At 73.3% G+C, this 3,887-nt stretch carries 4 protein-coding genes; all 4 read right to left on the minus strand.

Annotated elements, in window-relative coordinates:
- Positions 1-25 precede the first annotated feature (25 nt).
- Positions 26-1,300 carry a DUF6986 family protein gene (locus ACOV8S_RS29790; RefSeq protein WP_448321587.1) on the minus strand — a complete coding sequence of 425 codons (1,275 nt, stop codon included), beginning with the start codon at positions 1,298-1,300 and terminating at the stop codon, positions 26-28.
- A 178-nt stretch (positions 1,301-1,478) separates the two neighbouring features.
- Complete coding sequence (locus ACOV8S_RS29795) at positions 1,479-2,441, minus strand: electron transfer flavoprotein subunit alpha/FixB family protein (protein ID WP_448321588.1); 963 nt, start codon at positions 2,439-2,441, stop codon at positions 1,479-1,481.
- Positions 2,442-2,495: 54 nt separating this feature from the next.
- On the minus strand, positions 2,496-3,281 hold the full coding sequence (locus ACOV8S_RS29800; protein ID WP_448321589.1) for an electron transfer flavoprotein subunit beta/FixA family protein: 786 nt from the start codon (positions 3,279-3,281) through the stop codon (positions 2,496-2,498).
- Between the two features lie 193 nt (positions 3,282-3,474).
- On the minus strand, positions 3,475-3,887 hold a 413-nt coding region (locus ACOV8S_RS29805), incomplete at its 5' end, for a flavin reductase family protein (RefSeq protein ID WP_448321590.1).

Raw genomic sequence — 3,887 nt, forward strand, 5'->3', positions numbered from 1 at the left:
ACCACCCACCGCCCACCACCGGGTCCTACCGGGCCGCTCCCGGCCGGGCGTAGGCCTCGATCCGGGGGCGGGCCAGCCCGGTCCGCCCGGTCACCTCGGTCTCGTCGAAGGCGCCGCAGTCGAGGCCCGCGAGCAGGAAACCGGCCAGCGCGCGGGCGGTGGCGGGTTCGTCCAGGACGTCGCCCTCGGCTCCGGTGGCGTACCGGGCGAGCCGGTCCGCGGCCCGGTCGAGGCCCTCGCGGTGGAAGGCGAAGACGGCGGCGTACCGGGTGGGCAGGTGACCGGGGTGCATGTCCCAGCCCTGCGGGAAGGCGCGGGCGAGCGCCCGCCGGGTGAGCCGGTGGTGCAGGCGCCACGCCGCGTGGACCTGCTCGGTGTCGCCCACGGGAAGCACGTTGGTGGAGCCGTCGCTGACCCGTACTCCGGTGCCGGCGGCGGCCACCTGCATCATGGCCTTGGCGTGGTCGGCCGCCGGGTGGTCGCTCGCCTGGTGGGCCGGGGAGACGCCGAGGGCAGCGCTGTAGTCGAAGGTCCCGTAGTGCAGGCCGGTGGCACGGCCCTCGGCCGCGTGGATCATCGGGGCGACGGTGGCGGCGCCGTCCGGGCCGAGGATCGCCTGGGCGGTCTCGACCTGGATCTCGAAGCCGAGCCGCCCCGGCTCGAGCCCGAGGGCCTGCTCGCACGCCTCGAGGAGCCGGACCATGGCGGTCACCTGCTCGACGGAGGTCACCTTGGGCAGGGTCAGCAGCAGGCCGTCGGGGAGCGGGCCGTGTTCGCGCAGGGTGGTCAGGAAGACGTCGAGGGTGCGCACCGCGCGGCGGCGGACCGGGGCCTCCAGGCACTTCATGCGGATGCCCGCGAAGGGCGGGGCCTGCCCGGTGCGGCACGCTTCGGCCAGCAGCCGGGCGGCGCGGGCGGCGTGCGCGTCCTCCTCGGCGTCGGGGCGGTGCCCGTAGCCGTCCTCGAAGTCGATCCGGAGGTCCTCGACGGGTTCGCGCTCCAGCTTGGCGCGCACCCGGGTGTACACCGGTGCGGCGAGTTCGGAGGGCAGGTCCAGCACGGCGGCGAACGCGGCTGCGTCGGGGGCGTGTTCGTCGAGCGCGGCGAGGGCGCGGTCGCCCCATGCGCGGGGGGTGCCGGTGTTGAAGCGGTCGGCGGGCACGTACACGGTGTGGACGGGACGGCGGGCGCCCGGGTCGCCGGGGTAGCGGCGTGCGAGGTCGGCGTCGGCGGAGGCGAGCAGCGCGTCAAGCCGGTCGTGGACCGCGCCGGACAGGGAGGTCGGCACGGCCTGGCTCATACGGGCGCCCCTCTCGGCGTTTCAACAGATCGTTGAACTCGGCCGGAGGCTAACGGCCGCCGTGCGGCACGGTCAACAGCGCCTCACCTGGGACGGCGCCGCGGCGGCGCCCGCCGCGCACGCCGAGGGCCCGCGGCCGGCGAACCGGCGGCGGGCCCTCGGGCGCGGCGTGCGGGGATCAGCCCTTGCGGGTCTTGATCTCCTCGGTGAGCTGCGGGACGACCTGGAAGAGGTCGCCGACGACGCCGTAGTCGGCGAGTTCGAAGATCGGGGCCTCGGCGTCCTTGTTGACGGCCACGATGGTCTTCGAGGTCTGCATGCCGGCGCGGTGCTGGATGGCGCCGGAGATGCCGTTGGCGATGTACAGCTGCGGGGAGACCGACTTGCCGGTCTGGCCGACCTGGTTGGTGTGCGGGTACCAGCCGGCGTCGACGGCGGCACGGGACGCGCCCACCGCGGCGCCGAGGGAGTCGGCGAGGGCCTCGATGAGTCCGAAGTTCTCCGCGCCGTTCACGCCGCGGCCGCCGGAGACCACGATGGCGGCCTCGGTCAGCTCCGGGCGGCCGGTCGACTGACGCGGCGTGCGGGAGACGATCTTGGTGCCGGTGGCCAGGGCGGAGAAGGTCACCGCGAGCTCCTCGACCGTGCCGGCGGCCGGGGCGGCCTCGACGGGGGCCGAGTTCGGCTTGACGGTGATGACCGGGGTGCCCTTGGACACGACGGACTTGGTGGTGAAGGAGGCGGCGAACACCGACTGGGTGGCGACGGGGCCGTTGTCGCCGGCCTCGACGTCGATGGCGTCGGTGATGATGCCGGAGCCGATGCGCAGCGCGAGGCGGGCCGCGATCTCCTTGGTGTCGGCGGAGGTCGGCAGCAGGACGGCCGCCGGGGAAACGGCGTCGTAGGCGGCCTGGAGGGCGTCGACCTTGGGGACGACGAGGTAGTCGGCCAGCTCGGCGGCCTCGTTGGTGAGGACCTTCACCGCGCCGTGCTCGGCGAGCGTGGCGGCGGTGGCGGCCGCGCCGGCGCCCAGGGCGACGGCGACCGGCTCGCCGATGCGGCGGGCCAGGGTCAGCACCTCGAGGGTGGGCTTGCGGACGGCGCCGTCGACGTGGTCGACGTAGACGAGAACTTCAGCCATGGGATTCGGTCTCCTGCGAATGCGAGGTCTGAGGGGCGGTCAGCTGCGGTGGGCCTAGATGAACTTCTGGCCCGCGAGGAACTCGGCGAGCTGCTTGCCGCCCTCGCCCTCGTCCTTGACGATCGTGCCGGCGGTGCGGGCCGGGCGCTCGGTGGCGGACTCGACCTTGGTGAACGCACCCTCCAGGCCTACCTCCTCGGCCTCGATGTCGAGGTCGGAGAGGTCCCAGGACTCGACCGGCTTCTTCTTCGCGGCCATGATGCCCTTGAAGGACGGGTAGCGCGCCTCGCCCGACTGGTCGGTCACGGACACGACGGCCGGCAGGGAGGCCTCGAGCTGCTCGGAGGCGGCGTCGCCGTCGCGGCGGCCGGTCACCTTGCCGTCCTCGATCGCGATCTCGGAGAGCAGCGTGACCTGCGGGACGCCCAGGCGCTCGGCGACCAGCGCGGGAACGACGCCCATGGTGCCGTCGGTGGAGGCCATGCCGGAGATGACGACGTCGTAGCCGGCCTTCTCGATCGCCTTCGCCAGCACCAGCGAGGTGCCGATGGCGTCGGTGCCGTGCAGGTCGTCGTCCTCGACGTGGATGGCCTTGTCGGCGCCCATGGCCAGCGCCTTGCGCAGGGCGTCCTTGGCGTCCTCGGGGCCGACCACGAGGACGGTGACCTCGGCGTCGTCGGCGTTCTCGGAGATCTGCAGCGCCTGCTCGACGGCGTACTCGTCGAGCTCCGACAGCAGACCGTCGACGTCGTCGCGGTCGACGGTCAGGTCGTCGGCGAAGTGCCGGTCGCCGGTGGCGTCAGGCACGTACTTCACGGTGACAACGATCCTCAGGCTCACGCCGGCTCTCCTACTGCATCGTCATGTCGGGCTGCTTCCTGTCACGCAGCATATGCGCCCGAAGCCGCCTCTTCCGTCCGGGGAGTGTCTCCCCCCGACGAATAAATTACCCGCCAGTAGTACACCCGCTGAGACCCGGCTAAGCAAGCGCTTTGCGGTGTGACGTGGGTAACGCTGCGTAACGGCCGGTATGTCAGGGGCGCAGACCGCCGAAGCGTCCCTGGTGGTAGAGGAGCGGACGGCCCGCCCCGGACGGGTCCCCCGCGGCGACCTCGGCGACCACGATCCGGTGGTCCCCGGCCGGTATGCGCGCCACCGGGCGGCAGACGAGCCAGGCGACCACGTCGTCCAGCACCGGAACGCCTTCGGGGCCCTCACGCCAGGCAGTGGGCGGGGCGAAGCGGTCCGCCCCGCTGCGGGCGAAGGTGGCGGCGAGCCCGCTCTGGTGCTCGCCGAGGAGATGGACGCCGACGTACTCCGCCCGGGCGACGGCGGGCCAGCAGGAGGACCGTTCGCTGATGCCGAACGACACCAGAGGGGGCTCCGCGGAGACGGAGGTGAGCGAGGTGGCGGTGAAGCCGAACGGACGCCCCTGGTGACCGGCGG

This window comes from Streptomyces sp. CO7 (genome assembly GCF_053474865.1).

Excerpts from the sequence above, each read along its gene's own strand:
- ACOV8S_RS29790 (WP_448321587.1), bottom strand. The coding sequence starts at position 1,300 with ATGAGCCAGGCCGTGCCGACCTCCCTGTCCGGCGCGGTCCACGACCGG.
- ACOV8S_RS29795 (WP_448321588.1), bottom strand. The coding sequence starts at position 2,441 with ATGGCTGAAGTTCTCGTCTACGTCGACCACGTCGACGGCGCCGTCCGC.